The 24,108-nt window shown below is 67.2% G+C and carries 24 protein-coding genes; 6 read left to right on the plus strand and 18 right to left on the minus strand.

What is annotated here, in order from left to right; translation table 11 throughout:
- Position 1: 1 nt before the first annotated feature.
- From HLG70_RS13085 to rmuC, 3 genes are all read right to left on the minus strand, one after another.
- Positions 2 to 1,666: an isovaleryl-CoA dehydrogenase gene (locus HLG70_RS13085; RefSeq protein ID WP_171663173.1), complete on the minus strand. Its 1,665-nt coding sequence runs from the start codon at positions 1,664 to 1,666 to the stop codon at positions 2 to 4.
- A 66-nt stretch (positions 1,667 to 1,732) separates the two neighbouring features.
- Complete coding sequence (locus HLG70_RS13090) at positions 1,733 to 3,262, minus strand: amidase (RefSeq protein ID WP_171663174.1); 1,530 nt, start codon at positions 3,260 to 3,262, stop codon at positions 1,733 to 1,735.
- A 117-nt stretch (positions 3,263 to 3,379) separates the two neighbouring features.
- Positions 3,380 to 4,765, minus strand: coding sequence for a DNA recombination protein RmuC (gene rmuC / locus HLG70_RS13095; protein WP_171663175.1), 1,386 nt, complete (start codon positions 4,763 to 4,765; stop codon positions 3,380 to 3,382).
- Positions 4,766 to 4,948: 183 nt separating this feature from the next.
- Between rmuC and HLG70_RS13100 the strand changes: the two genes are divergently transcribed.
- A complete protein-coding gene (locus HLG70_RS13100) occupies positions 4,949 to 5,596 on the plus strand; it encodes a PhoP regulatory network YrbL family protein (protein ID WP_171663176.1) in 648 nt (215 codons plus the stop codon).
- Here the strand turns inward: HLG70_RS13100 and HLG70_RS13105 are convergent.
- The 9 genes from HLG70_RS13105 to HLG70_RS13145 form a co-directional block, all read right to left on the minus strand.
- Positions 5,593 to 6,348, minus strand: coding sequence for a DNA-3-methyladenine glycosylase (locus HLG70_RS13105; RefSeq protein ID WP_284143644.1), 756 nt, complete (start codon positions 6,346 to 6,348; stop codon positions 5,593 to 5,595). The genes HLG70_RS13100 and HLG70_RS13105 overlap by 4 nt on opposite strands.
- Positions 6,308 to 6,664 carry a Spx/MgsR family RNA polymerase-binding regulatory protein gene (locus HLG70_RS13110; RefSeq protein WP_171663177.1) on the minus strand — a complete coding sequence of 119 codons (357 nt, stop codon included), beginning with the start codon at positions 6,662 to 6,664 and terminating at the stop codon, positions 6,308 to 6,310. The genes HLG70_RS13105 and HLG70_RS13110 overlap by 41 nt, the downstream gene beginning before the upstream one ends.
- Positions 6,661 to 7,470 carry an ABC transporter permease subunit gene (locus HLG70_RS13115; RefSeq protein ID WP_171663178.1) on the minus strand — a complete coding sequence of 270 codons (810 nt, stop codon included), beginning with the start codon at positions 7,468 to 7,470 and terminating at the stop codon, positions 6,661 to 6,663. Before HLG70_RS13115 ends, HLG70_RS13110 begins: the two co-directional genes overlap by 4 nt.
- Complete coding sequence (locus HLG70_RS13120) at positions 7,467 to 8,387, minus strand: ABC transporter permease subunit (protein WP_171663179.1); 921 nt, start codon at positions 8,385 to 8,387, stop codon at positions 7,467 to 7,469. The genes HLG70_RS13115 and HLG70_RS13120 overlap by 4 nt, the downstream gene beginning before the upstream one ends.
- Positions 8,384 to 9,511 carry an ABC transporter ATP-binding protein gene (locus HLG70_RS13125; protein ID WP_171663180.1) on the minus strand — a complete coding sequence of 376 codons (1,128 nt, stop codon included), beginning with the start codon at positions 9,509 to 9,511 and terminating at the stop codon, positions 8,384 to 8,386. The genes HLG70_RS13120 and HLG70_RS13125 overlap by 4 nt, the downstream gene beginning before the upstream one ends.
- Positions 9,512 to 9,516: 5 nt before the next feature.
- Complete coding sequence (locus HLG70_RS13130; RefSeq protein ID WP_171663181.1) at positions 9,517 to 10,620, minus strand: polyamine ABC transporter substrate-binding protein; 1,104 nt, start codon at positions 10,618 to 10,620, stop codon at positions 9,517 to 9,519.
- A 145-nt stretch (positions 10,621 to 10,765) separates the two neighbouring features.
- The gene (locus tag HLG70_RS13135) at positions 10,766 to 11,500 is read right to left on the minus strand and encodes a 3-deoxy-D-manno-octulosonic acid kinase (protein WP_171663182.1); all 735 of its coding nucleotides are present in this window, start codon (positions 11,498 to 11,500) and stop codon (positions 10,766 to 10,768) included.
- Positions 11,490 to 11,912, minus strand: coding sequence for a group II truncated hemoglobin (locus HLG70_RS13140; RefSeq protein WP_171663183.1), 423 nt, complete (start codon positions 11,910 to 11,912; stop codon positions 11,490 to 11,492). The genes HLG70_RS13135 and HLG70_RS13140 overlap by 11 nt, the downstream gene beginning before the upstream one ends.
- Positions 11,912 to 14,443 (minus strand): ABC transporter permease, encoded by a 2,532-nt coding sequence (locus HLG70_RS13145; protein WP_171663184.1) that lies wholly within the window; start codon positions 14,441 to 14,443, stop codon positions 11,912 to 11,914. The genes HLG70_RS13140 and HLG70_RS13145 overlap by 1 nt, the downstream gene beginning before the upstream one ends.
- 101 nt (positions 14,444 to 14,544) lie before the next feature.
- Between HLG70_RS13145 and HLG70_RS13150 the strand changes: the two genes are divergently transcribed.
- The 3 genes from HLG70_RS13150 (at position 14,545) to HLG70_RS13160 (ending at position 17,437) form a co-directional block, all read left to right on the plus strand.
- Positions 14,545 to 15,519 (plus strand): TRAP transporter substrate-binding protein, encoded by a 975-nt coding sequence (locus tag HLG70_RS13150; RefSeq protein ID WP_171663185.1) that lies wholly within the window; start codon positions 14,545 to 14,547, stop codon positions 15,517 to 15,519.
- Between the two features lie 103 nt (positions 15,520 to 15,622).
- On the plus strand, positions 15,623 to 16,123 hold the full coding sequence (locus tag HLG70_RS13155; RefSeq protein WP_171663186.1) for a TRAP transporter small permease: 501 nt from the start codon (positions 15,623 to 15,625) through the stop codon (positions 16,121 to 16,123).
- Positions 16,124 to 16,159: 36 nt separating this feature from the next.
- A complete protein-coding gene (locus HLG70_RS13160; protein ID WP_171663187.1) occupies positions 16,160 to 17,437 on the plus strand; it encodes a TRAP transporter large permease in 1,278 nt (425 codons plus the stop codon).
- Here the strand turns inward: HLG70_RS13160 and HLG70_RS13165 are convergent.
- Entirely contained in the window at positions 17,386 to 18,153 is a 768-nt protein-coding gene (locus tag HLG70_RS13165; RefSeq protein ID WP_171663188.1) for an aspartate/glutamate racemase family protein, read from the minus strand. The two genes, HLG70_RS13160 and HLG70_RS13165, sit on opposite strands and share 52 nt — an antisense overlap.
- Before the next feature lie 212 nt (positions 18,154 to 18,365).
- Positions 18,366 to 18,656, minus strand: coding sequence for a DUF3579 domain-containing protein (locus HLG70_RS13170; RefSeq protein ID WP_013392635.1), 291 nt, complete (start codon positions 18,654 to 18,656; stop codon positions 18,366 to 18,368).
- Between the two features lie 190 nt (positions 18,657 to 18,846).
- Here HLG70_RS13170 and HLG70_RS13175 point away from each other — a divergent pair, with 190 nt between their 5' ends.
- Both HLG70_RS13175 and argF read left to right on the plus strand, forming a co-directional pair.
- Positions 18,847 to 20,028 (plus strand): aspartate aminotransferase family protein, encoded by a 1,182-nt coding sequence (locus HLG70_RS13175; RefSeq protein WP_171663189.1) that lies wholly within the window; start codon positions 18,847 to 18,849, stop codon positions 20,026 to 20,028.
- Between the two features lie 56 nt (positions 20,029 to 20,084).
- Positions 20,085 to 21,026, plus strand: coding sequence for an ornithine carbamoyltransferase (gene argF / locus HLG70_RS13180; RefSeq protein ID WP_171663190.1), 942 nt, complete (start codon positions 20,085 to 20,087; stop codon positions 21,024 to 21,026).
- A gap of 74 nt (positions 21,027 to 21,100) precedes the next feature.
- Here argF and HLG70_RS13185 read toward each other — a convergent pair whose 3' ends face one another.
- From HLG70_RS13185 to HLG70_RS13200, 4 genes are all read right to left on the minus strand, one after another.
- Positions 21,101 to 21,661 (minus strand): DUF4286 family protein, encoded by a 561-nt coding sequence (locus HLG70_RS13185; protein ID WP_171663411.1) that lies wholly within the window; start codon positions 21,659 to 21,661, stop codon positions 21,101 to 21,103.
- A 12-nt stretch (positions 21,662 to 21,673) separates the two neighbouring features.
- Positions 21,674 to 22,204, minus strand: a complete 531-nt coding sequence (locus HLG70_RS13190; protein WP_171663191.1) for a carboxymuconolactone decarboxylase family protein — start codon at positions 22,202 to 22,204, stop codon at positions 21,674 to 21,676.
- 2 nt (positions 22,205 to 22,206) lie between these two features.
- Entirely contained in the window at positions 22,207 to 23,160 is a 954-nt protein-coding gene (locus tag HLG70_RS13195) for a Bug family tripartite tricarboxylate transporter substrate binding protein (RefSeq protein ID WP_171663192.1), read from the minus strand.
- Positions 23,161 to 23,231: 71 nt separating this feature from the next.
- Entirely contained in the window at positions 23,232 to 24,098 is an 867-nt protein-coding gene (locus tag HLG70_RS13200; protein ID WP_171663193.1) for an amidohydrolase family protein, read from the minus strand.
- Positions 24,099 to 24,108: the final 10 nt, after the last annotated feature.

A 24,108-nucleotide genomic window follows, 5' to 3' on the forward strand; every position in this document is an offset into this window, starting at 1 on the left:
TTTAGCATGCGCCGATGGCTGGCCACGCCCGCGACAGGATCGCCTGCGTGTCCGCGCCGGCCGCCAGCTCGCCGAAGATGCCCCCGCCCGCCTGCAGGCGGCTGCCGATGAACGCATGCGCCACGGCCTGCGGCGCATGCTCGATCAGCAAGGCGGCCTGCCACAGCCGGGCCAGGCCCCCCGCGATGCGACGGGCCTGGAATTCCGCCTGGGCGCTGTCGGCAAGCAGCACGCGCCAGCGCACCACGGCCTCGTCGAATTCCCGATATTGGCCCGCGGCCCGGGCAAACTCGGCATCCAGCGCCGGCAGCGCTTCGGGCTCGCGCAGCAAAGCGCGCAGCACGTCCAGCGCCATGACATTGCCCGACCCCTCCCAGATGGAGTTGACGGGCGTTTCACGGTAGATCCTGGGCATCGGCCCCTCTTCCACGTAGCCGTTGCCGCCCCAGACCTCCATGCACTCGCCCACGGCGGCGACGGCGCGCTTGCAGACCCACAGCTTGGCGGCGGGCGTGCCGACGCGCACCAGGGCCCGCGCGCCGGCGGCGGCGCGTTCGTCCACGGCGCGCGCCAGCCGCAGTCCCAGGGCCATGGCGGCTTCGCTTTCCAGCGCCAGGTCGGCCAGCACGTTGCGCATCAGGGGCTGTTCGATCAGCGCCTTGCCGAAGGCATGCCGGTGCTGCGCGTGATGCGCCGATTGCGCCAGCGCCTGGCGCAGCAGCGCGGCGCTGCCCAGCACACAGTCCAGCCGCGTGGTTCCCGCCATTTCCAGCAACACCGCCAGGCCCCGTCCCGGTTCGCCGACCATGACGCCCCAGGCCTCTTCGAATTCGACTTCCGCGCTGGCATTGCTGCGATTGCCCAGTTTGTCCTTCAGGCGGCGCACGCGGATGGCGTTGAGCGGCCCGTCTGGAATCCAGCGCGGCACGAAAAAGCAGCTCAATCCCCCTTCCGCCTGCGCCAGCACCAGATGCGCGTCCGCCTGTGGCACCGAGAAAAACCATTTGTGCCCCACCAGCTGGTATGCGCCGCCGCGCCCCGGCGCGCCCAGCGGCACGGCGCGCGTGGTGACGGCGCGCAGATCCGAGCCGCCCTGCTTCTCGGTCATCCCCATGCCGATCAACGCGCTGCGCTTGGCGGCCAGCGGCGCGTCGGTTCCATCGAATTCCCGCGAATACAGCGCGGGCAGCCACTGGCCGCCAAAGTCCACCACGCCCGCGGGTTCGCGCTGCAGCAGGGGCACGGCGGCAAAGGTCATGGTCGTGGGGCACAGCGTGCCGGCCTCGACCTGGCCTTGCATCAGATAGGCCGCCGCGCGCGCCACGTGCGCGCCGGGCGCAGGCTGGGCCCAGGCCCGGCTGTGCAGGCCGCGCGCCATGATGCCGTCCATCAGCAGGTTCCATGCGGGATGGAATTCGACGTGATCGATGCGGTGGCCGCCGCGGTCATAGTTGACCAGACGCGGCGGGCAGCGGTTGGCCTCGACGCCGGCCGCCAGCGTCTGGGCGCGGCCCAGCCAGGCGCCATGCGCGCTCAGGTCGCCCGCCCAGGCATCGGCGCCCTCCCGGCGCACTGCCGCGCGCAAGGCCGGGTCGGTGTCGAACAGGGAATAGTCTTCCAGGGGCGGGACCTGGTTGAGTACGGTATGCGTCGCGAACGATGACATGGCAACTCCCTGGCTCAATCCGCTGATGCGCCGCGGGCCAACGCGGCGCGATTCGCCCCATCGAGCCTATCTGGCCATGGGGGCCGTCAGGACCCAGGGCCGCAGCGCCTCGACTTGCGCCGCCAGTTCCAGCAACAGCGCCTCGGCGCCCAGCGGCCCCATGATCTGGATGCCGATGGGCAGGCCGTCGGACGACATCCCGAAGGGAATCGAAATGGCGGGCATGCCGGTCAGGTTGGCCAGCGGCGCGAACGGCGAATAGCCGATGACGCCCTTCTTGCCCAGACGGTAGGCCAGGTAGTCGGCATTGTCCATGGCATAGCGGCCGATCGCCGCCGGCGGCTGCGCCAGCACCGGACTCAGGAACAGGTCATAGCCCAGGGAACCGTCGCGATGCAGGAAGTGGCCGATCCGGCGGGTGATTTCATGGCAGGTGTCGACGCAGGCCACGTATTGCGAACCGGAAATCGCGCGGGCGTATTCGCGCGCGCCCAGCGTGGTGGGCTGCAGCTCGTCGGCGGCCAGGCGCCTGCCGCGCGCGGCCACGAAACTGTCGATGGCGTTGGCCGCCGCGCTTGCGATCAGCGGCAGCATGGGGGACAGGACTTCCTCGGAACCCACGGGCGGGGCGGCCTGCACCAATTCGTGTCCCAGGGACGCAAAGAAACGGGCGGCCTCGTCCAGCGTGGCGGCGACATCGGGATGGATGGCCTCGCCTTCATAGGTGGTGTTGATGAAAGCGATGCGGCGACGCGGGGCGGAGGCGGGATCGGCGGCCACCCGGGCCACGACCGCGCGGTACGAGTCCGCGGGCTGGGCCGGCGCCGCATAAGGCGCACCCACATCGGCGCCCGCGCTGATGTCCAGCGACGCCGCGCAGTCGCGCACCGACAGCGTCATCATGTGTTCGGTGGCCAGGCCGCCCCAGCCCTCGCCCTTGAGCGGGCCCAGCGGCATCAGGCCGCGCGAGGGCTTCAGGCCCAGCACGCCGCAGCAGGACGCGGGAATGCGGATCGAGCCGCCGCCGTCGCTGCCATGCGCGATGCGCACCATGCCGCTGGCCAGCGCCGCGCCGGCGCCGCCGCTGGAGCCTCCCGCGCTATGGCCGGCCTTCCAGGGGTTTTGCGTGGGCGGCCCGTAGGCGGGGGATTCGGTAGTGGGGCTCAGGCCCAGTTCGGCGCTGGTGGTGCGGCCGAAAGGAATCAGGCCGGCGCGGCGATAGCGTTTGACGATCTCGGCATCGACATTCCATTCGACATGGCCGTACAGCACCGACCCCATGGCGCTGGGCAGGCCGATGGCGGCGGTGCCGAGGTCCTTGAGCAGCGTGGGCACCCCCAGGAACGGGCGGTCGCGCAACTGCGCCAGGCGCTGTTCGGGCGACAGCGACGCCAGTTCGTCATCCAGCGACTGGGCCAGGCGCAGCCCGGCCTCCGCCCGCACTCCACAAGCCGCGTTGATCGAGGGGTTGCGGGCCGCCACCCTGTCCACCGCTTGCTGCATTGCAGCAAGCGCCGTAACGGCCCCTTGGGCGATATCGGCGCCCAGCGCCGTCGCGTCGAGGGAAGAGGAATCATGGCGTTCAGCGGTGCTCATGCTTACGATGCTCCAGGTATCGACGGCGAAATGCCGTAAGCATGAGGATATCGACTGTCAGGGCAGGCAACAAGCTCGCCAGGAATGGCGCGCGCCTGGTATGCCTGCCCTGGCAGATCAGATGGCGCCCGCCGACGGCGCGCTCAGGTCCTCGGCGTCGTCTTCGGCATCGGCCGGACCGGCCGCGCCCAGCAGGCGCAAGGCATCGGCCTCCGGCAGCGCTTCCACGCTCTTCAGGTTCTTGAGCATGGCGCGGGTACGCACTTCGGTCTGGCCGATCTTGTTGCTGGCCGTGTCCAGCGTCTTCTTGACGCTGGCCAGCGCTTCGCCGAACTTGCCGAATTCGGTCTTGACGGCGCGCAGCACCTGCCAGACCTCGGACGAGCGCTGCTCGATCGCCAGCGTGCGGAATCCCATCTGCAGGCTGTTCAGCAGCGCCGCCAGGTTGCTCGGGCCCGCCACATTGATGCGCAGGTCATGCAGCTTGTCCAGCAGGCCCGGCCGCCTGAGCACCTCGGCATACAGGCTTTCCGTGGGCAGGAACATGATGGCGAAGTCGGTGGTGTGGGGCGGCGCGACATACTTGCTGGCGATCAGCCGCGCCTGCAGCTCGACCGCCCGGCCCAGCGCGGCGCCGGCGGCCTTTACGCCTTCGGCGTCCGCCGCCTCCTGGGCATCCATCAGGCGCTCGTATTCTTCCTTGGGGAACTTGGCGTCGATCGGCAACCAGACGGGCTCGCCGCCATCGCCGCGCCCGGGCAGGCGGATGGCGAATTCGACCACCGCCTCGCTGCCCGGGACGGGCTTGATGTTGCTGGCGTACTGGTCCGGCGTCATGTTGTCTTCGATCAGCCGGGCCAGCTGCACTTCGCCCCAGGTGCCGCGCGACTTCACGTTGGTCAGCACCCGCTTCAGGTCGCCGACCCCCGCGGCCAGGGCCTGCATTTCGCCCAGCCCCTTGTGCACGGCCTCCAGGCGGTCCGAGACCAGCTTGAAGGACTCGCCCAGGCGCTGCTCCAGCGTGGCATGCAGCTTTTCATCCACGGTCCGGCGCATTTCGTCGAGCTTGGCGCTGTTGTCTGTCTGCAACGACTGCAGGCGCTGGTCCACGGTGGCGCGCACTTCCATCAGGCGCCGCTCGTTGATCTGGATCAGCCCCTGCAATTGCTCCGAGAACCCGGCCGCGAAGCGGGCCAGCGATTCGGCCGATTCGGCGCGGGCGGCTTGCGCATCGCGGGACAGACCGGCGCGCAGGTCGCCGTGCGACTGCGACAGTTCCACCCGCAGCGCCCGCGTGGACTCCGCGAATTCGCTGCGCAAGCCGCGCTGGCCTTCTGCGATATCGGCGCGCAGCGCGCGCTCGGTTCTTTCCAGCCCTTCCAGCAAGGCGTCCAGGCGGGCATCGGACGCAGCAGGACGCAGCCAGGCCAGCACCGCCGCCAGAAATGCCAAAACCGCGCCGCCAGCGGCGACCCAAAGCAGAATGTCGTTCAAAAGATGCATCTCCAAAGCGCGAATTGTAGGTCTCATCCCAAGCCCTTTCCACCCGCCGGGACGCGTACGCGGCCGATCGGCAAGACGCGGCCAGGCAACCGGATTAAACTGGCGGCCACCTAAACGGATCCGCTTTCGTCTTTGAACCCTGCTGATCTTCCCCCCGGCTATCCTCCCGTTTCGTTTCAGTCCGTGTTTGGCCCACTGGATCTGAATTCCGAAACGCCGCTTGCCACGGGCGGGGACCGACACATCTTCCAGCATCCGCATTCGCCGGCCCTGCTCGTCAAGGTCATGGATATGCGCGCGCGCGCCATCTACCTGGAAGCGCGGCCGTTCAAGCGCTGGTACAAGCAGTATCAGCGCGAAAGCGCCTACCGTGTCTATCTGAACGAAATCTCCGAATACGTCACCACCACCACCCGTCCCTCCGGCGTGTGGCAGGTTCCCATGGCGCGCATCGTGGGCGTGGCGCAAACGTCGCTGGGTCTGGGCCTGCTGGTCGAGAAGATCACCGACGGAGCCGGCAACATCGCTCCCACCGTGACCGACCTGGCAAAGAAAGGCCTGCTCGACGACACCCTGAAAGCGCAGCTGGACGAGTTTTTCGACGATCTGGCCGATGCCCATGTCGTGGTGCATGACATGTCCGCCAGCAATATCGCCGTGGGCCTGAACGCCGACGGCAAGCGGGGTCTGTACCTGATCGACGGCTTTGGCGTGCTGCCGCTGATTCCGCTGTACGCCTGGAGCAAGCGGCTCAATCGCCGGCGCATCCAGCGCAAGTACGCGCAACTGCGGGAATCGCTGGCCAGGCGCGTTCGCGAAGGCAGCTTCTAGCCGCCCGCCGGCGCCTCGGGCAGCACGATGCCCCGGCGGTCCACCCACACGTAGTCATGCCCGGCGCGTTGCCCGCGCCGCAAGGGGTTGCGCGTGCAGAAGGCGGCGTAGGCGGGATCCACGAAGCGATAGCTCAGGTGTTCGTCGCGCCCGGTCGGGATGCCCAGGCGCGTGGTGCAGATCAGGACCGCCGGAGTTTCGCCGACATCCTCGACATACAGGGCGGCAGGATCGAAACGGCGAGCGTCCCAGTCGGGCACTTTCAGGCCCAGGGCCCGGCACAACAGCGTCTGGCCGGCACACAGGCTGGCGGGCGGACGCGGACGCCCTTGCGCATCGGGATTCAATTGCTGCATGCGGGCCAGCGCCTCGGGGCCGGACAGCGCGTCCGTCCAGGGGTGGGCGGACTTGATCAGCACGGCGTTGCCGGGGCCGGCCGCGCTGAAATTCAGCGAGTCCCCGCCGCGGGCGTAATACATGTAGACCGTGCCGCCGTCCATGAACAGGGCCCGGCGCTTGTGCGTGTAGCCCAGCGAGGCGTGGCTGCCCTTCTCTTCCAGGTAGTAGGCCTCGGTCTCGATGATGCGGGCCGCCAGCCACAGGCCGCCGACCCGATGGCGGATGACCTTGCCCAGCAGCTCGCGCGCGAGCTGGGACGCGTCGCGGTCGAAAAAGGCGTCGGGCAGCGCCCGGCCGGCCTGGACCGCGGGCTCAGGCGAAGCGTTCGCCGTAGCGCTTTTCGCTGAAACCAACGCTCACCTCGCCATCCGGCGTCACCGTGACCGGACGGCGCACCAGCGCCGGATACTCGGCGATCAGCTTGCTCCATTGGGCGTCGGTGTGGGCGGTCTTGCGGTCTTCGGGCAGATTGCGCCACGTCATGGACGCGCGATTGACCAGCTTTTCCCAGCCGCCGACCTGCTCGGCCCAGGACTTCAGCGTGGCGGCAGGCACCGGATTGTCGCGGTAGTCCACGAAGACGTGATCGACGCCGCGCTCGGCCAGCCAGTCGCGCGCCTTGACGCAGGTGCTGCACTTGGTCAGGCCATACAGGGTGGTTTCTTTCATTTGGATTCGGTCTCCTTGCGCCATTGCATGCGGTTGGCGATGATCACGCAGGTGCCCACGGCCAGGATGAACAGGGTGGCGAGCGCGTTGATCTCGGGTTTGAGACCCAGCCGCACCCGCGAGAAAACTTCCATGGGCAGCGTGCTGGAGCCGGGGCCGGACAGGAACGACGCGATGACGACGTCGTCCAGCGACAGCGTGAAGGACAAAAGCCAGGCCGACGCCAGCGCGGGAGCGATCAGCGGCAGCGTGATCCTGAAGAAGACGGTGATGGGCGTGGCGCCCAGATCCAGCGCCGCTTCCTCGAGCGAACGGTCCAGGTCGCGGATGCGGGTCTGGATGACGACGGCCACGAACGCCATGCACAGCGTCACATGGCCCACCCAGATCGTGAACATGCCGTTCTGCGAGGGCCAGCCCAGCGTGCCGCGCAGTTCCACGAACATCAGCAGCAGCGATATGCCCAGCACGACCTCGGGGATCACCAGCGGCGCGCTGAGCATGCCCACGTACAGCGCAAATCCGCGGAAACGGCCCATGCGGGCCAGCACATAGCCTGCCCACGTGCCGATGATGACCGCCGCCGTCGCCGTCAGCACCGCAATGCGGAACGACAGCCAGGCCGCGCGCAGCAGCGCGTCGTCATTGGCCAGCGCGTGATACCAGCGCAACGAGAAGCCCGCCCACGACGTGACGGAGGGCGACTCGTTGAACGAAAACACCATCAGGCTGAGGATGGGCACGTACAGGAAGAAATATCCCAGCCCCAGCACCACGGCGCGCATCGACTTGTTGGGCCCGTTCATTTGCGGCCTCCGCTTGCCAGGTCTTGCTGCTTGACCTGGCTGTATTGGAAGTACACCAACGGCACGAGCAACAGCAGCACCATCACGCATGTCACCGCCGAGGCCATGGGCCAGTCGGCGTTGTTGAAGAATTCATTCCACATGACACGGCCTATCATCAGCGTGTTGGCGCCGCCCAGCATTTCCGGGATCACGTATTCGCCCACCGCCGGGATGAATACCAGCATGGCGCCGGCGATCACGCCCTGGCGCGACAGCGGAACGGTGATCTGCCAGAACGCCTGCCAGGGCCTGGCGCCCAGGTCGTAGGCGGCTTCCAGCAAGCGCAGGTCCATTTTCACGAGCGTGGCATACAGCGGCAGGATGAAGAACGGCAGATAGGCATAGACCATGCCGATATAGACCGCCACATCGGTGCGATAGATTTCCAGCGGACTCGAAATGAGCCCCAGGCCCTGCAGCAGCTTGTTCAGCAGGCCGTCGTTGCGCAGGATGCCTACCCAGGCATAGACGCGCAACAGCAGCGACGTCCAGAACGGCAGGATCACCGCCAGCAGCAGCAGGTTGCGCACCCGCGCCGACGAACGGGCGATGTAGTACGCGATGGGATAACCGATCAGCACGCAGATCAGCGTGGTGATGCCCGCGATCTTCACCGAGCTCAGGTAGGTCCGGAAGTACTGGTTTTCGGTGAACAGCAGGATGTAGCCGCGCAGGTGCAGGCTGAACTGGATCGCCTCGTCCTTGAACTGCGCCAGCGACGTGTAGGGCGGGATGCCGAACTTCATTTCGGCAAAGCTGATCTTCAGCACCAGCAGGAAGGGCAGCAACAGGAACAGCACCAGCCAGGCGAACGGCGGGACTACCGCCAAGGTCCGGCCCGACGGCAGCCAGTCGCGGGGCGAAAAGCGGATCATGAGGCCAGCACCGTCGCGCTGTCCGCCCCCCAGCTCACGAAGATCTCTTCGTCGATGCCCGGGGCGTCCATCTGGGCCAGCAGCAGGCTGGGCACGCTGGCCTCGACCGTCTTGCCGGAATCCAGGCGGATCTGATAGAGCGCATAACTGCCCATCCAGGCCATGTGGCTGACCATGCCATGGGCCCAGTTGTATTCGCCTTCGGGCTGCTCGCGCGACACCACCATGCGCTCGGGCCGGATGGAGACATGCACTTCCATGCCCAGAGGCTCGCTGACGCCGTGGTTCACATAGAGCGGGCGTGTCAGCTCGTCGCACTCGATCGCCACATGGTCGGGCTCATCGACCACGATGGTGCCGGTGAACATGTTGGTCGACCCGATGAAACTGGCGACAAAGCGCGAATTGGGAAAGGCGTAGACATCCTGCGGCGTGCCGCACTGGACGATCTGGCCTTCGGTCATGACCGCCAGGCGGTGCGCCATGGTCATGGCCTCTTCCTGGTCGTGGGTCACCATGATGCAGGTCACGCCGACCTGTTCAAGGATCTTCACGAGCTCGATCTGGGTCTTCTGGCGGATCTGCTTGTCCAGCGCCGACATGGGTTCGTCCAGTAGCAGCAGCTTGGGACGCTTGACCAGGCTGCGCGCCAGCGCCACGCGCTGCTGCTGGCCGCCCGACAGCTGGTTCGGCTTGCGGCGCGAATAGCCCGCCATCTGGACGAGATCCAGCGCTTCGAACACGCGGTCGTGGATTTCGGCGCGGTCCACGCCTTCCTGCTTCAGCCCGAACGCCACGTTGGCCTCGACCGTCATGTGCGGGAACAGCGCGTAGGACTGGAACATCATGTTCACGGGACGCCGGTACGGCGGCACGCTGGTGATGTCCTCGCCGTCCAGCAGGATCTGGCCCGAGGTGGTCTCTTCGAAGCCGGCCAGCATGCGCAGCAATGTGGACTTGCCGCTGCCCGAGCTGCCCAGCAGCGCGAAGATCTCGTTGCGCTTGACGGACAGGTTGACGGAACGCACGGCAACCACGTCGCCAAAAATCTTGACCACATCGGAGACCTGGACGAACTCGTCCGGGTCCGCCGCGTGCGGCGCCGAGTAACGGCTATCGCTCATGATGACTAATTTCCCAACTTCAGCTCGGACCACAACTTGTTTTGCAGCCGTGAAATGTTCAAGGGCAGCGCCTTGATCACGTACAAGGTCTTGGAGACCTCCGCCGACGGGTAGATCATGGGATTGTCGGCCACGTCCTTCGTCACGTACTGCCGCGCCTCTTTGTTGGCGTTGGGGTAGAACATGGTGTTGGTGATGGCTGCGTGAACCTGCGGCGTTTCGATGTAGTTGATGAAGGCCAGCGCCTCTTCCGGATGCGGGGCATCCTTCGGGATGACCATCAGGTCGAACCACGCGGGCGCGCCGCCCTTGGGAATGAAGTAATTCACTTCATAGGGCTTCTTGGCTTCTTGCGCGCGCTTGCGGGCGATCATGACGTCGCCGGAAAAGCCGTAGACCATGCACAGGTCGCCCACGGCCAGTTCGTCGATATAGCCCGACGAGCTGAACTGGCGGATGTAGGGGCGGATCTTCTTCAGCACCTCCATCGCTTCCTGGTAGTCAGCCGCATTGGTGCTGTTGGGATCCTTGCCCAGATACTTCAGCACCGCCGGGAACACCTGCGCGGCTTCGTCCAGCATGGAGATGCCGCATTCCTTCAGCTTGGCGGCATTCTCGGGCTTGAAGAGCATGTCCCAGCTGGCCAGGTCCACGCCGTCGCCCATGATCTGCTTGACCTTGGTGACGTTGTAGCCCAGCCCGTTGGTGCCGTAGCCCCAGGGAATGGCGTGTTCGTTGCCGGGATCGACCGTGGCGACGAGCGCCATCACTTCGGGATCCAGGTACTTCCAGTTCGGGATCTTGGACTTGTCCAGCTTCTGGAACAGGCCGGCCTCGATCTGGCGCGAGGCGTAATGGGTGGACGGGACAACGACGTCGTAACCCGACTTGCCCGCCAGCAGCTTGGCCTGCAGGGCATCGTTGCTGTCGTAGACGTCATACCGGACCTTGATGCCGGTTTCCTTTTCGAAACCCGGGATCGTGTCGGGGGCCGTGTATTCGGCCCAGTTGTAGACGTTGACGACCTTGTTCTGCGCGACCGCCGCCGATGAGGCTGCCGCGACCAGCACCGCTCCGAGCGCCCAGCGCATTCCCGCCTTTAGTTCCATTATTACCAGCCCCCTTGCTCTATGTCGTATGTGACAGGAGTACCAAAAGGCGAAATGATAAAGCTTTTTAGCGCTGACCTGCCCAACTTTGCAGGGTAAATGGCGCAATTGCCCCATGGGCCGCGAGCCGCGGTCCGGGTGGCGGTCAGGGCTGGATTCCGACGCCCCACGCCGTCCAATAACTGTCGCGCAGGCGCAGCCAGAAGCGCTCTCCGGCCTCGCCCGCCACTTTGCGCAGCGAGCGGCGCAGCCGCTCCAGATTGGCCTGGCGCTGCCGTTCGGACAGCGCGCCCTGGGTGCCGCGGTCGAAATCGATGAGCCAGACCTGGCCATCGCTGCCGATCAGGATGTTGAAGGCGTTCAGGTCGGCATGCCACACACCCGCCCGGTGCATGCGGACGATCGCGTCGGCCACCGCCTGCCAGACCGGCTCGGCCACCGCCTGGGCCAAGGGACGCACGCCGGGTATGCGCTCCACCACGATGGCGGCGCGGTAGATCGGGCCTTGCCGCCAATAGGCGGCGGCCAGCGGCGCGGGAACGGGCAGGCCCTGGGCGCGCATGGCCGCCAGCAGCCGGTATTCCCGGAAACTGCGGGTGCGGGCCTCGCCATTCCAGAGGTAGGCGTCGCTGCTGACGCGGGCGATCATGCCGCCGCGGCGGTAGCGCCGCAACACGCCCTGCCAGCCCTGCCCCTGCACGAACCAGGCGGCCTGGCGCCCGCCGGCGTCCACCGGTCGCGCCCGCTCGCCGTAGTGCGCGGGATTGAAGACCTCGGGTCCGGCGTCCGCCAGGCGCGAGGCGTCGCTGAGCATGGCGCCGCCCAAGGGGCCGGCCCAGGACGTGCGCCGCGCGCCGGATTGAGCGTCGTCAGCCTTCACGGTTGCGCATCCAGTCGGCCACGCCGTAGAAGGACTCCAGCAGGCGTTCGACCAGCGCGGGCTCGATGCCCTCGTCCTCCATGGCGCGCCCGATGCAGGTTACCCATTGGTCGCGTTCGATCTCGCCTATGGAAAACGGCAGGTGCCGGGCCCGCAGGCGGGGGTGGCCAAAGCGCTCTATATAGTGGTCCGGACCGCCGAAATACCCGCACAGAAACCAGAAGAGCTTGTCGCGCGCCTCGTCCAGGCTGGGCCCGTGGGCGGCGCGCAGCTCCTTGAGATCGGGCTCGATGTCCATCAGGTCATAGAAGCGGTCGACGAGCGCGCGCACGCCGGCCTCGCCGCCAAGAAGGTCAAACATGGTGCGGGAATTTTCCACGGGTTCAGTAATGGTATGGACGCGGGACGTCATCAGGTTTCTCGAAGGGTGACCAGGGGCGGCGTGCGCAGGACGCCGCGCAGCGCCAGGGCGCCGCCCGCCCAGGCGCCCAGCATACCTGTCGCGATGCCCGCCAGCCACGGCCAGAGGCTGAAGGTAATGGTGAAATCGAACACCAGGGTTGATAAAGCCCAAGCAATCGCGGTGGCGCCGGCAGCCGCCAGCAGGCCGGCCAGGCCGCCCACGGCCCACAGTTCGATGCGCTGGGACCGGGCCAATTGACGCCGGGTCGCGCCCAGCGCGCGCAGCACCGCGGCCTCGCGCATGCGCTCGTCGCGCGTGGCGGTCAGCGCCGCCGACAGCACCAGCACGCCAGCGGCCAGCGTGAACAGGAACAGCAGCTGCACCGCCCGGCCCACTTCACTGAGCACGGACTGCAGCTGCTGCAGGATGGCGCCCACGTCGAATACCGTCAGGTTCGGGAACTCGCGCACCAGCGCGGGCAGCACCGCCGCCTTGTCGGGCGGCAGGTAGAACGAGGTGATCCAGCTTTGGGGCATGTCGGCCAGCGAGGCGGGGGTCAGGATGGCGAAAAAATTGACGCGCATCGTATCCCAATCCACCCGGCGGGTGCTCGAAACCGCCACCTCGACCTGCTGCCCCGCCACGTCGAAGGTCATCTTGTCGCCCAGCCCGATGCCCAGCGTCTTGGCCAGGCCCGACTCCAGCGAGACCTCGGCTGCGCCGGGAGCCAGCCAGCGGCCCTGCTCGATGCGGTTCGACGAAGGCATCTCGTCGCCATACGACAGGTTGAACTCGCGGTCCACCAGCCGCTTGGCGCGCGGCTCTTCGTAGTCGTCCGGCCCCACCGGCTTGCCGTTGACGGCGATCAGGCGCCCGCGCACCATCGGCGACAGCGAGATCCCGCCGAGTCCCTCGCGGGTCAGCGCGGCCGTCACGGCCTGGCGCTGGTCGGGTTGAACATTGATCAGAAACCGGTTGGGCGCATCCGGCGGCAGCGTGCGCTGCCAGCCCTGGATCAGGTCGGTGCGCGTCATGGTCAGCAACAGCAATGCCATCAGGCCGACCGCCAGCGCGCAGACCTGGGTGATCGTGGCCGCCCGCCGGCGTACCACGCCCGCCAGCGCGAAGCGCAGCGCCGGCAGGCCCGCGGCCAGGCCGCGCACGCGCGCCAGGCCCAGGATGCACAGCCAGGCCACCAGGGCGAACAGCCCGAAGGCGCCCAGGAAGCCTCCCGCCACCACGGCGCCCAGCTTGGCGTCGCCCGCGAACCACCAGATCAGGAGCGCAAAGCCCGTTGCGCCCAGGATGTAGCCAAAGGCGCTGCGCGCGCTGAGCGTATCCGCGTCACGCCGCAGCACCCGGGCCGGCGGCACGTGGCGCAGCTGCGCCAGCGCCGGCAAGGCAAAGCCCAGCAAAAGCAGGAGGCCGGTCAGCAGGCCCTGCAGCGCCGGAATGGCCGAAGGCGCCGGCAAGGTGGTGTCGATGAGCGAACCCAGCAGCATCACCAGCACTTGGTGGACGGCATAGCCCAGCAGGCAGCCGGCAGCCGACGAGAACAGGCCGACCAGCGTGAATTCCAGCGTCAGCATGCGCGCGACCTGGGATTGCACCGCCCCCAGGCAGCGCATGACCGCGATGCCGTCGCGGTGCCGGGTCATGTAGCGGCCGGCCGCAAGCGCCACGGCCACGGCCGAGATCAGCACCGCCAGCAGCGCCACCAGCGACAGGAAGCGCTGCGCGCGGTCCAGCGTGCGGCGAACTTCCGGGCGGCCCGATTCCAGGGTAGCGACTTTCTGGCCGCGCTTCAGGTTCTGCTTGAGCCAGGCCGAATAACCTGCCACGGCGTCCGGCTGGCCGGCGATCAGCAGGGCATAGCCGATGCGGCTGCCCGGCGCGATCAGGCCGGTGGCCGGCAGATCGCTGGCGCGCAACAGCACGCGCGGGGCCACGTTGACGAACTGCATGCCGCGGTCCGGCTCATAGGTGATCACGCGGTCGATGCGCAGATGGGCATCGCCCACGTTCAGCGTATCCCCCACCCTCAGGTTCAGCAGCGACAGCAGCTGGCCGTCGACCCAGACCGCGCCTTCGGGCGGGATGTCGCGCGTGGGCGCATCGGGCTCGAACGGCGCGCTGGTGACCCGCAAGGCGCCGCGCAGCGGATAGCCGGGCTCCACGGCCTTCAGCGCGGCCAGTTGCGCGCCGTCCCCGGCCCCCACCATGGAGGGAAACTGCCAGGTGCTGGACAAGCTCAGGCCGCGCTCGCGGGCCTGCTCCTTGAATGCCGCGGGCACGGGCTCGTCGGCATCCAGCACCAGATCGGCGCCCAGCATCTGGCCGGCGTCGCGCTCCAGCGCCCGGCTGACCCGGTCGGCCAGGAAGCCGACGCTGGTCACCGCGGCCACCGCCACCACCAGCGCCAGCACCAGCAGGCGCAATTCACCCGCCCGCGCATCCCGCATCATCATCCGGGCGCCCAGGCGCAGGGTGGACCAAAAACCAGGACGCTTAACCTGTGACATATCAGGGAAATCCATCATTCATCTACGTTAAAAACCGCCTGAAACGGAACTGAATCCCGATATCATCCCGGGGCGGGAGGCAATGCCGCCCATAAAGATAACCAAAACCGGAGAAGACAATGCGTAAATCCTGGCTTGCGGCCACGATTCTGGCCGCCTGCGCGGCCGCCACTTCCCTGCCCTCGGCAGCCCAGACCACCTTGAAGATGGCCTACGCCCTGTCGACGTCGTCGCACTATGGCGCCGGCGCCGACGCGCTGGCCAAGTCCATCGAGGCGTCCAGCAATGGCAAGTACAAGGTACAGCAATTCGCCAACAGCGCGCTGGGCGGCGAACGCGAAGTGATCGAAGGCCTGCAGATCGGCACCATCGACCTGGCCATCGTTTCGACAGGCGCCACCCTGAATTTTGTTCCCGAGACCGGGGTTTTCGATATTCCGTTCCTGCTGCGCGACCTGCAGCACGCCCGCACGGTCCTGGACAGCAAGATCGGCCAGGACATGCTGGCCAAGTTCCCCAGCCGCGGCATCGTGGCGCTGGCCTGGGGCGAACAGGGCTTCCGGCACCTGACCAACAACGTGCGCCCGGTCAAGACGCCGGCGGACGCCAAGGGCCTGAAGATCCGCACCACCGAAAACCCGATCCACATCACTGCTTTCCGCCAGATCGGCATCCTGCCCACGCCGATGGCCTGGCCCGAAGTGGCCACCGCCCTGCAACAGGGCACCATCGACGGCCAGGAGAACCCGCTGTCGGTGATCACGTCGGCCAAGCTGTCGCAGATGCAGAAGTACCTGTCCTTGACCGGCCACGTCTATGGCCCGGCCCTGGTGCTGATGTCCTCCAACGTCTATGACGGCCTGGCGGCCGCCGACAAGGCCAACTTCGACAAGGCCGGCAAGGATTCGGCCCAGGCCATGCGCGGCTACGTCGACAACATCGAGAAGACGGGCGTCGAGCAGTTGAAGAAGGAAGGCATGCAGGTATCCGAAGTCGACCGCGCCGCCTTCGCGGCCGCCGTCGAGCCGGCCTACCCCGAGTACTACAAGAAGTTCGACAAGAAGCTGATCGACTCGATCCGCGACGCCAAGTAGGCGGGCCAGCCCCTTTCCGGGGCATAGGGCCACGGCGGCGGGATCCGACTCCCGCCGCTTCTCACCCCCATCCTTTCCGCGTATATCGCTCACGGGATTCACCATGCGTTTGCTCTGCGCTTTCGACCGCGGCCTGTTCAAGCTGGTCTCGGTCTTTGCCCAACTCCTGCTGGTGGCCGCCGCGGCCGCCGCGTTCTATCAGGTCATTGCCCGCTTCGTGCTGCACTCGCCGGCCGACTGGAGCGAGGTGCTGACCCGCGCCCTGTTGATCTGGACCGTGCTGCTGGGCGTGGCCCTGGCCTTCCGCCACGGCGCCATGATCAGCGTGGAACTGCTGCGCAACCTGCTCGGCGGCACGCGCCGCCGAGTGCTCGAAGCCATCATCGGCCTGACCTGCGCCGGGTTCCTGGGATTCCTGGCCTGGATCGGCGGCAACATGACCTATCGCGTGCGCTTCCAGAACGTGCCCAGCCTGGACATCTCGATCTCCTGGATCTATCTGGCGATCCCGGTGGGCGCCACCCTGGCCGCCATCGCCGTGCTGGCCCGCTGGTGCGCCGGCGAAGAAGAAGACGTGCCCGTGCGCAACGACGCGCAAGGCTGAGCCGCCCCCTATCGAACCTGAGCAGCAGATATCGCCATGTCCCAATTAATGATTGTCTCGATGCTGATTTTCTTCGGGCTGTCAGTGCCGGTCGCCGTGTCGATCGGCCTGGCCAGCCTGGCGGGAGTCGGCGCGTCCGGCCTGCCCTGGCTGGTCGTCGCCCAGCAGTTGTTCGCAGCGCTGGACAAGTACCCGCTCGTCGCCATTCCCTTCTTCATCCTGGCCGGCAACCTGATGGAAGCCGGCGGCATCTCCGAACGCATGGTGGAATTCGCCAAGAGCGTGGTCGGCGGCATCCAGGGCGGCCTGGCCTGCACCTGCGTGCTGACCTGCATGATCTTCGCGGCGGTCGCGGGTTCCAGCGTCGCCACCACGTTCGCGGTGGGCGCGATCCTGATCCCGGCCATGATCCGGCACGGCTACCCGGCCCCTTTCGCCGCGTCGCTGCAGGCCAGCGCGGCCGAGCTGGGAGTGATCATCCCGCCGTCCATCCCGATGATCCTGTTTGCCGTATCCACCGACACGTCCACCGGCGAACTGTTCATCGCCGGCGTGATGCCCGGCATCCTCATCGGCGTCGCGCTGATGTTCTACGTGTGGCTCTACGCCAAGCGCAACAACCTCGGCAAGCGCGACGGCGAAGGCCGCCTGCCCCTGTGGCCGGCATTCAAGAGCGCCTGGCTGGCGCTGCTGATGCCGGTGATCATCCTGGGCGGCATCTACGGCGGCGTCTTCACGCCCACGGAAGCCTCGGTCGTGGCCGTGATGTATGCGGTGTTCGTCGGCAAGTTCATCTACCGCCGCCTGAGCTTCAAGCAATTGTCGGACACGCTGCACAAGTCGGTGGTGTCTACCGCCGTCATCATGTTCGTGATCGCCAACGCTGGCGTCTTCAGCTTCCTGCTCAACCGCGCCGGCATTCCCGACGCGCTGGGCGTGTGGCTGGCGCAGCTGTTCGACACGCAGTTCTCGTTCCTGATGGGCGTGAACGCCGCGCTGTTCGTGATCGGCATGTTCATCGAAACCTCGGCATCCATCGTGGTGCTGGCGCCCTTGCTGCTGCCCGTGGCCCTGCAGTTCGGCGTCGACCCGGTCCACTTCGGGATCATCATGGTGGTGAACCTGGCCCTCGGGATGATCACACCGCCGTTCGGGGTGAATCTCTTCGCGGCCTGCGCGGTGGCCAAGCTGCCGCTGGAGCGCCTGATCAAGCCGCTGGTGCCATTCGTGGGGGTCGTGATCGTCTGCCTGATGATCATCACCTACTGGCCGGGGTTGTCGCTTGGACTCCGTGATCTGGTGTACGCGAAGTAATTCGACCGTTCCAGGGACGCCAAGGCCAGCGCCTGCGCCAAGGCGGCCCGGTACGAGTCGATGAGGGGTACGCGCGGCAGGCGCGGCAGGAGGGGCAGATAGCCCGCCAGCGCGGCGCCGGCCACGATCACCACGTCGGCGCCCTGCTGCTCCGCCTGCTCCAGCGCGCGGGCGACGGCGGCGGCCGAATCGGCCGAGCGGGAAGCATAGTCCAGCGCCTTGCCCGGCAGGGCGAGAATGCCCGCGCAGCGCGATTCCAGTCCCAGTTGGCGGATTTGTTCGCGCAGCATGCCGGGCCAGCGCTGTCCGACCGTGACGATGGCGTAGCGGTCGCCACGCTGCATCGCCGTCATGATGGAAGCTTCAGCCATGCCGACCACGGGCGCATCCAGGCGTTCCCGCACGGCGCCTATGCCCGGTTCACCGAAGCAGGCCAGCACGCAAGCGTCGAACGGCGCCTCCGCCCGCGCCGCCTCGCTTTCCACGGCCGCCAGCACGGCGTGGGCCGAAATGGCCGCTTCCGCCCGGCTGGCGATATAGGCCGGCCCGAACGGAGCGGTGACGGCGCGCACATGGGCGGCGCCCCCGTAGAAGGCGCGCGCCTGGCCTGCCAGGCTGTCGGTCAGCGTTGCGGTGGTATTGCCATTGACGACCAGCACCCGGCAGGGCGTGACGACGGGCCGGTCAAGGGATATGGCTTCGGGTGCGGCGGACATTGGGCTCCATTCTGGACGAGTGCATGTATACAATTTATGTCAACATTGCTCTCGATCCCGGCATGGCTTCAAGCTATCGCTAACCCTTGCCGCACTGCCACATGCCTGCCCGCGCCCTGCGAACGGCGCGTAGCACCCGGCCCGCCCGATGGGCGCGCCGGCTTTCCGAATGAGAAAAGCGCCCGGTCGGGGCGCTTTTTCGTTCAGAAGACCTAGATTTCGCGTTCTTCCGTCTTGAGGTTGTTGTCGCGGGCGAAGTCCACCACGAACTTGTACGCCAGCGGCTCCAGGTCGCGCAAACGCAGATCGACCACGATCCCGCGCACGCCATCGATCACGACGGGAAGCACATAGGGCGAATAAGTGAGGTGGTTACCAGCACAGCCGGCGGGCCGGAACTGTGCCATTACGCCGGCGAGCCGCTCCGCCCAATCGCTGGGGCGGAATCGGCTACCGCTTTCGGTAACGCCATGAATTACGAATTGTCTGACGCGAGTTGCCATGAGTTCTTCACTACAGGGAGCCTTTCACGAAAGCCGGATCTTCGGCGTGATCAAACATGCGCCCTGCGCCGCGAATTGTATATGATTGATCCTTTGCCCTCTTTCCAAAGGCGATTCGCCTCGAATCCGCTGCGATTGCGCCGCGACAAGCAGGGCATGCTTTTTTGGTTATCACCCAGGAGGATCCACGATGAGTTCGCCTCTGGCCAATATCTATGCCCGGCTGCCGGTATCGTTCACGCACGGCCAGGGCGTATGGCTATGGGATGCCCTGGGCCGCAAGTATCTGGACGCCCTGGCCGGCATCGGCGTGTCCTGCCTGGGCCATGCGCACCCGAAGCTGGTGGCCGCCATCAGCGAGCAGGCCGCCCGCGTGATCCACACCTCGAACATCTACAAAGTCCCCCAGCAGACGGCGCTTGCCTCCCGCCTGGCGGAACTGTCCGGCATGCAGGAGGTCGTGTTCAACAACAGCGGCTCCGAAGCCAACGAAGCGGCCATCAAGCTGGCCCGCTACTACGCCTACCAGCGCGGCAACAAGCACGCCCACATCATCACCATGGACTCGTCCTGGCACGGCCGCACGCTGGCCACGCTGGCGGCCACCGGCAGCGAGAAAGCCCGCAAGGGCTTCGAGCCCCTGCCCAGCGGCTTCGTCCAGGTCCCCTACAACAACCTGGACGCCGTGCGCGCCGCCGGCGACGCAGAACCCCGCACCGCCGCCGTGCTGCTGGAAGTGCTGCAGGGCGAAGGCGGCATCCGCCCGTCCGACATCGCCTATCTTCAGGAAGTGCGCCGCCTGTGCACCGAGCGCGGCTGGCTGCTGATGATCGACGAAGTGCAGTCCGGCATCGGCCGCACCGGCAAATGGTTTGCCCACCAGTGGGCGGACATCGTGCCCGACGTCATGACGCTGGCCAAGGGCCTGGCGGGCGGCGTCCCCATTGGCGCGATGCTGGCGGCCGGCCCCGCCGCGGGCGTCTTCACCCCGGGCAGCCATGGCACCACCTTTGGCGGCGGTCCGCTGGTGTGCGCGGCCGGGCTGGCGGTGCTGGACACCCTGGAATCCGAAAAGCTGCTGGACAACGCCCACGTCGTGGGCAATCACTTGAAGAATTCGCTGGCCGGCGCACTGGCCGGCACGCCCGGCGTCATCGAGGTGCGCGGCCGCGGCCTGATGCTGGGCATCGAGCTGGCCCGCCCCTGCGGCATCCTGGCCATGCGCGCCCTGGAGGCCGGCCTGCTCATCAACGTCACGCGCGACCGCGTCATCCGCATGCTGCCGCCGCTGATACTGACCAGGGAAGAGGCCGACCAGATCGTCGCCATCCTGGTTCCGCTCATCCAACAGTTCCTGACCGAAAAACCATAATCAACGTCCCGTCCGGGCCACGAGCCTGGCCGGGCCCCATGACCTGCGACATCACCATGACTCCTCCCACGACTCAAAACGGCCCGTTGCGGCACTTTCTTCAGTTCAAGGACTTCTCGTCCGCCGAGATCGCCTACGTGCTGGACCGCGCGCGCCTGATCAAGGAAAAGTTCAAACGCTATGAACCCCATATGCCGCTGCACGACCGCACGCTGGCGATGGTGTTCGAAAAGGCCAGCACGCGCACCCGCGTGTCGTTCGAGGCCGGCATGTACCAGATGGGCGGTTCGGTCATCAACCTGACCTCCAACGATTCGCAGCTGGGCCGCTCCGAGCCCATCGAGGACACCGCGCGCGTCATTTCGCGCATGGTCGACATCGTCATGATCCGCACGTTCGAGCAGACCCGCATCGAGCGCTTCGCCTCGCACTCGCGCGTGCCCGTGATCAACGGCCTGACCAACGAATTCCACCCCTGCCAGATCCTGGCGGACATCTTCACCTACATCGAGCACCGCGGCCCCATCGCCGGCAAGACGGTGGCCTGGGTGGGTGACGCCAACAACATGGCCTACACGTGGCTGCACGCCGCCGAAATGCTGGGCTTCACGCTGCACGTGTCCACGCCGGCCGGCTACGAACTCGAAGCCACGCGCATCGGCACGCCTTCGGACAAGGTGCTGCGCCAGTTCAAAGACCCGATGGAAGCCTGCAAGGGCGCGCACCTGGTCACGACCGACGTCTGGACCAGCATGGGCTACGAGGCCGAGAACGAAGAACGCCGCGCGGCCTTCGCCGACTGGTGCGTGGACGCCGAAATGATGGCCGCCGCCGACCCGCAAGCCGTCTTCATGCACTGCCTGCCCGCCCACCGCGGCGAAGAGGTCACCGGTGAAGTCATCGACGGGCCGCAAAGCGTGGTCTGGGACGAAGCCGAGAACCGCCTGCACGTGCAGAAAGCGCTGATGGAATTCCTGCTGCTGGGCCAGATCGAGTAAGTCGGCCCCGTAGCAGCGGAAAAAGGGCCCGGGCATCGCATGACGCCCGGGCCCTTTTTTGTGTCGGGCCGACGCTAGAGGATCTTCCTGAACATCGTGCGCCGCGTGTTTCGGAACGATGGCCGCACGCGGCTGCTCCAGTCGCTTGCGCGCACGGCCAGCCACGGCGGACTGCCGAAGGTTTCCTGCGTTTGCAGGTCGTAGCAGGCCAGGTAGCGCGGCGACTCGTCGCGGCATTCATAGCGCTGCGCGCGCACCGTGCCGGGCACCGACGCCAGCCCGGGCAAATGCTCCTGGTCGTACCAGGCGTTCAGGTCGGCGTCCGCTTCGGGCAACACATCGGTTTCGACGATGTAGTGCCACGGCGCGTCCTGCCCGGCCGACGCCCCGGGCAGGTCCAGCGTCCGATGCAGCAGCCGGGCATGGGCGCCGGGCACCAATTCGGCCAGGCGGGCCTGGATCTCGGGCAGCGCCTCGGCCCCTCGCACGTACACATAGGTATCTTCGGCTTCCAGCGCGGCGAACGCGCTGACCTGCACGCCGGCCAGGCCGTCCGTCAGGCGCCCGGCCAGATCCCGCGCGCGCGCCTCGTCGAAGCGCTCGCCCAGCGACACCAGCAATATCGTTTCCTGCACAGTCATCTCCTTTCAATGCCCGACACGCAAGGCCACCAGAAAGCGCGACACCATGTTGTACGCGCCCACCGTCGCCGCCAGCTCCACCAGCTGCGTATCATCGTAGCGCTCGCGCAGCGGCGCGAACACCGCGTCCGGCACTTCGATGTCGCGCGTCATGGCGTCGGTCAGCGCCAGCACCTCGGCTTCTCCCGGCGCCAGCCCCTGCACCGTGTCCGGCGCGGGATTGCCGCGCAAGGCGTCGATCACTGCCTGGGGCATGCCGCCCGCCAGCGCGTGCGGCACATGCGCCTCGAACTCGTATGGCGCATTGTTCAAGGTCGCCACGCGCAGGATGATCAGCTCGCGCAGGCGCGGCGCCAGGGAGGTCTTCTGGCGGATGGCGGTCAGCATGGCCTCCCAGCCTTCCACCACGGCCGGGCTGTTCAACAGCACCTGGTACAGCGGCGATATCCGGCCCCGCGCGGCGGCGATGCGCGCCTCAAGCACGGCCAGTTCCTGGCGGGTGCCAGGCACCACGGGTGCGACTCGGCTGGCGCTCATGGCTACTCCGGACGAATGTTCTTGCGCTGGATCAGCGCGGTCCACTTCTCGCGGTCGGACGCGATCAGCGCGGCCAGTTCCTGCGGGCTGCTGGGCGCGGCCTGCGCGCCAAACTTCTCCAGCCGCGCGCGCACGGCTTCGTTGCCCAGCGCGGCGCGCAGGGCCTGGTTCAGCTTGTCGACGGTGGCGGCGGGCGTCGCCGCGGGCGCAACGATTCCGTACCAGTTGTTGGATTCCACGCCGGCTATGCCTTGCTCGGCCAGCGTCTTCACGTCAGGCAGCAGCGGATGGCGGATCGGGGCGGCGATGCCCAGAGGCTTGAGCTTGCCGCCCTGGATGTGGCCGATCAGCCCCGGCACGTCGCCAAAAAAGCCCGACACCTGATTGCCCATCACGTCATTGATGACGGGCGCCGCGCCCTTGTATGGCACGTGCAGCACGTTGGCCTTGCTGGCGTCGGCGAACATTTCCAGCGTCAGGTGCGGGATGCTGCCGATGCCCGACGAACCGATGGCCACGGATTGCGTGGCGGCTTGCGACCGCTTGACGAAGTCGGCCGCGTCGGCCGCGGGGTTGGACGGATTCACCACGAACACCGTGGCGTTGTTCACCACCCGCGACACCGGCGCGAAGTCGCGCACCGGATCGTACGGCAGGTCCTTGTACAGCGCCGGGCTGATGGACACCGCGCCCACGCTGGTCAGGAACAGCACCGATCCGTCGGCGGGCGACTTGGCCACATAGGCGGCCGCAATATTGCCGTTGGCGCCGGCCTTGTTCTCGACGATGACCTGCTGCTTGAGCTCCTTGCCCAATTGCTCGGCCAGCACGCGGCCCACCAGGTCCACCGGGCCGCCCGGCGGGAAGGCAATGATCAGGCGGACCGGGCCGTCCGCTTGCGCGGCGCCCACGGCGGCCAGGCTCAGCAAGCCGGCCGACAGTATTTTCTTGAACATGATGTCTCCTCGTTGAATGAAATTTTCTTATGGCCCATGCGTCGTCAGACGGCGGCCGCCTGCATTGCCGACTACTGAAATCCGTACAGCCGCGCCGGGTTGTCCACCAGCACGCGCTGGCGCAGCGCGGCATCGGGACAGGCCTCGAAGAACGAGTCCACCAATTCGCCGTCGTCGGGCATGTCGCCCGCCACGTTCGGGTGCGGCCAGTCCGTGCCCCACAGGGTGCGGTCCGGCATGGCCGCGACCAGCGCGCGCACAAAGGGGATCCCTTCGGCGAACGGACGCTGGCCGGACGCGATGCGGTCGATGCCGGACACCTTGACCCAGGCCTGCGGCACATCGGCCAGGCTCAGCAAGGCGCGCATCGCAGCCGATTCCAGCCCGTCGGCCGCCTTCAGGCGCCCCATGTGGTCCACGACGAACGGCACCGGCAGCGCCAGCAGGCGCGGCAGCAATTCGGGCAGCATCGCGCCATCCACGTGCAGGCACAGATGCCAGCCCAGCGGCGCGATCAGGGCGACCACATGATCGAAGACAGCGGGATCGGGCGCACCGCCCAGGTGCGGCACGAAATTGAACCGCGCCGCGCGCACGCCGCCCTGGTGCAGCTCCCTGACGCCGGCTTCGGTCGCATCGGCGCCCAACAGCGCCACGCCGCGATAGCGGCCGCCGCTTTGCGCCAGCGCGTCCAGCAAGGCGCCATGGTCCGATCCGTGGCAATTGGCCTGCACCACCACGGCGCGCTCCACGCCCAGGCGCGCATGCAGCGCCGCCATCCTGGCGTACGGCGCGTCCGGCGGCGTATAGGACCGGCCCGGCGCGTACGGAAATACGTCGCCCGGTCCGAAGACATGGCAGTGCGCGTCGCAGGCGCCAGGCGGCAGCGCGTGGCGGGGACGGGACGGGGACGCTAGCGGGGGACGGCAATCGGGCACGGACAGCTTC

Origin of the sequence: Achromobacter deleyi (assembly GCF_013116765.2) — a bacterium.
GTDB classification, from domain to species: Bacteria; Pseudomonadota; Gammaproteobacteria; order Burkholderiales; family Burkholderiaceae_B; genus Achromobacter; species Achromobacter deleyi_A.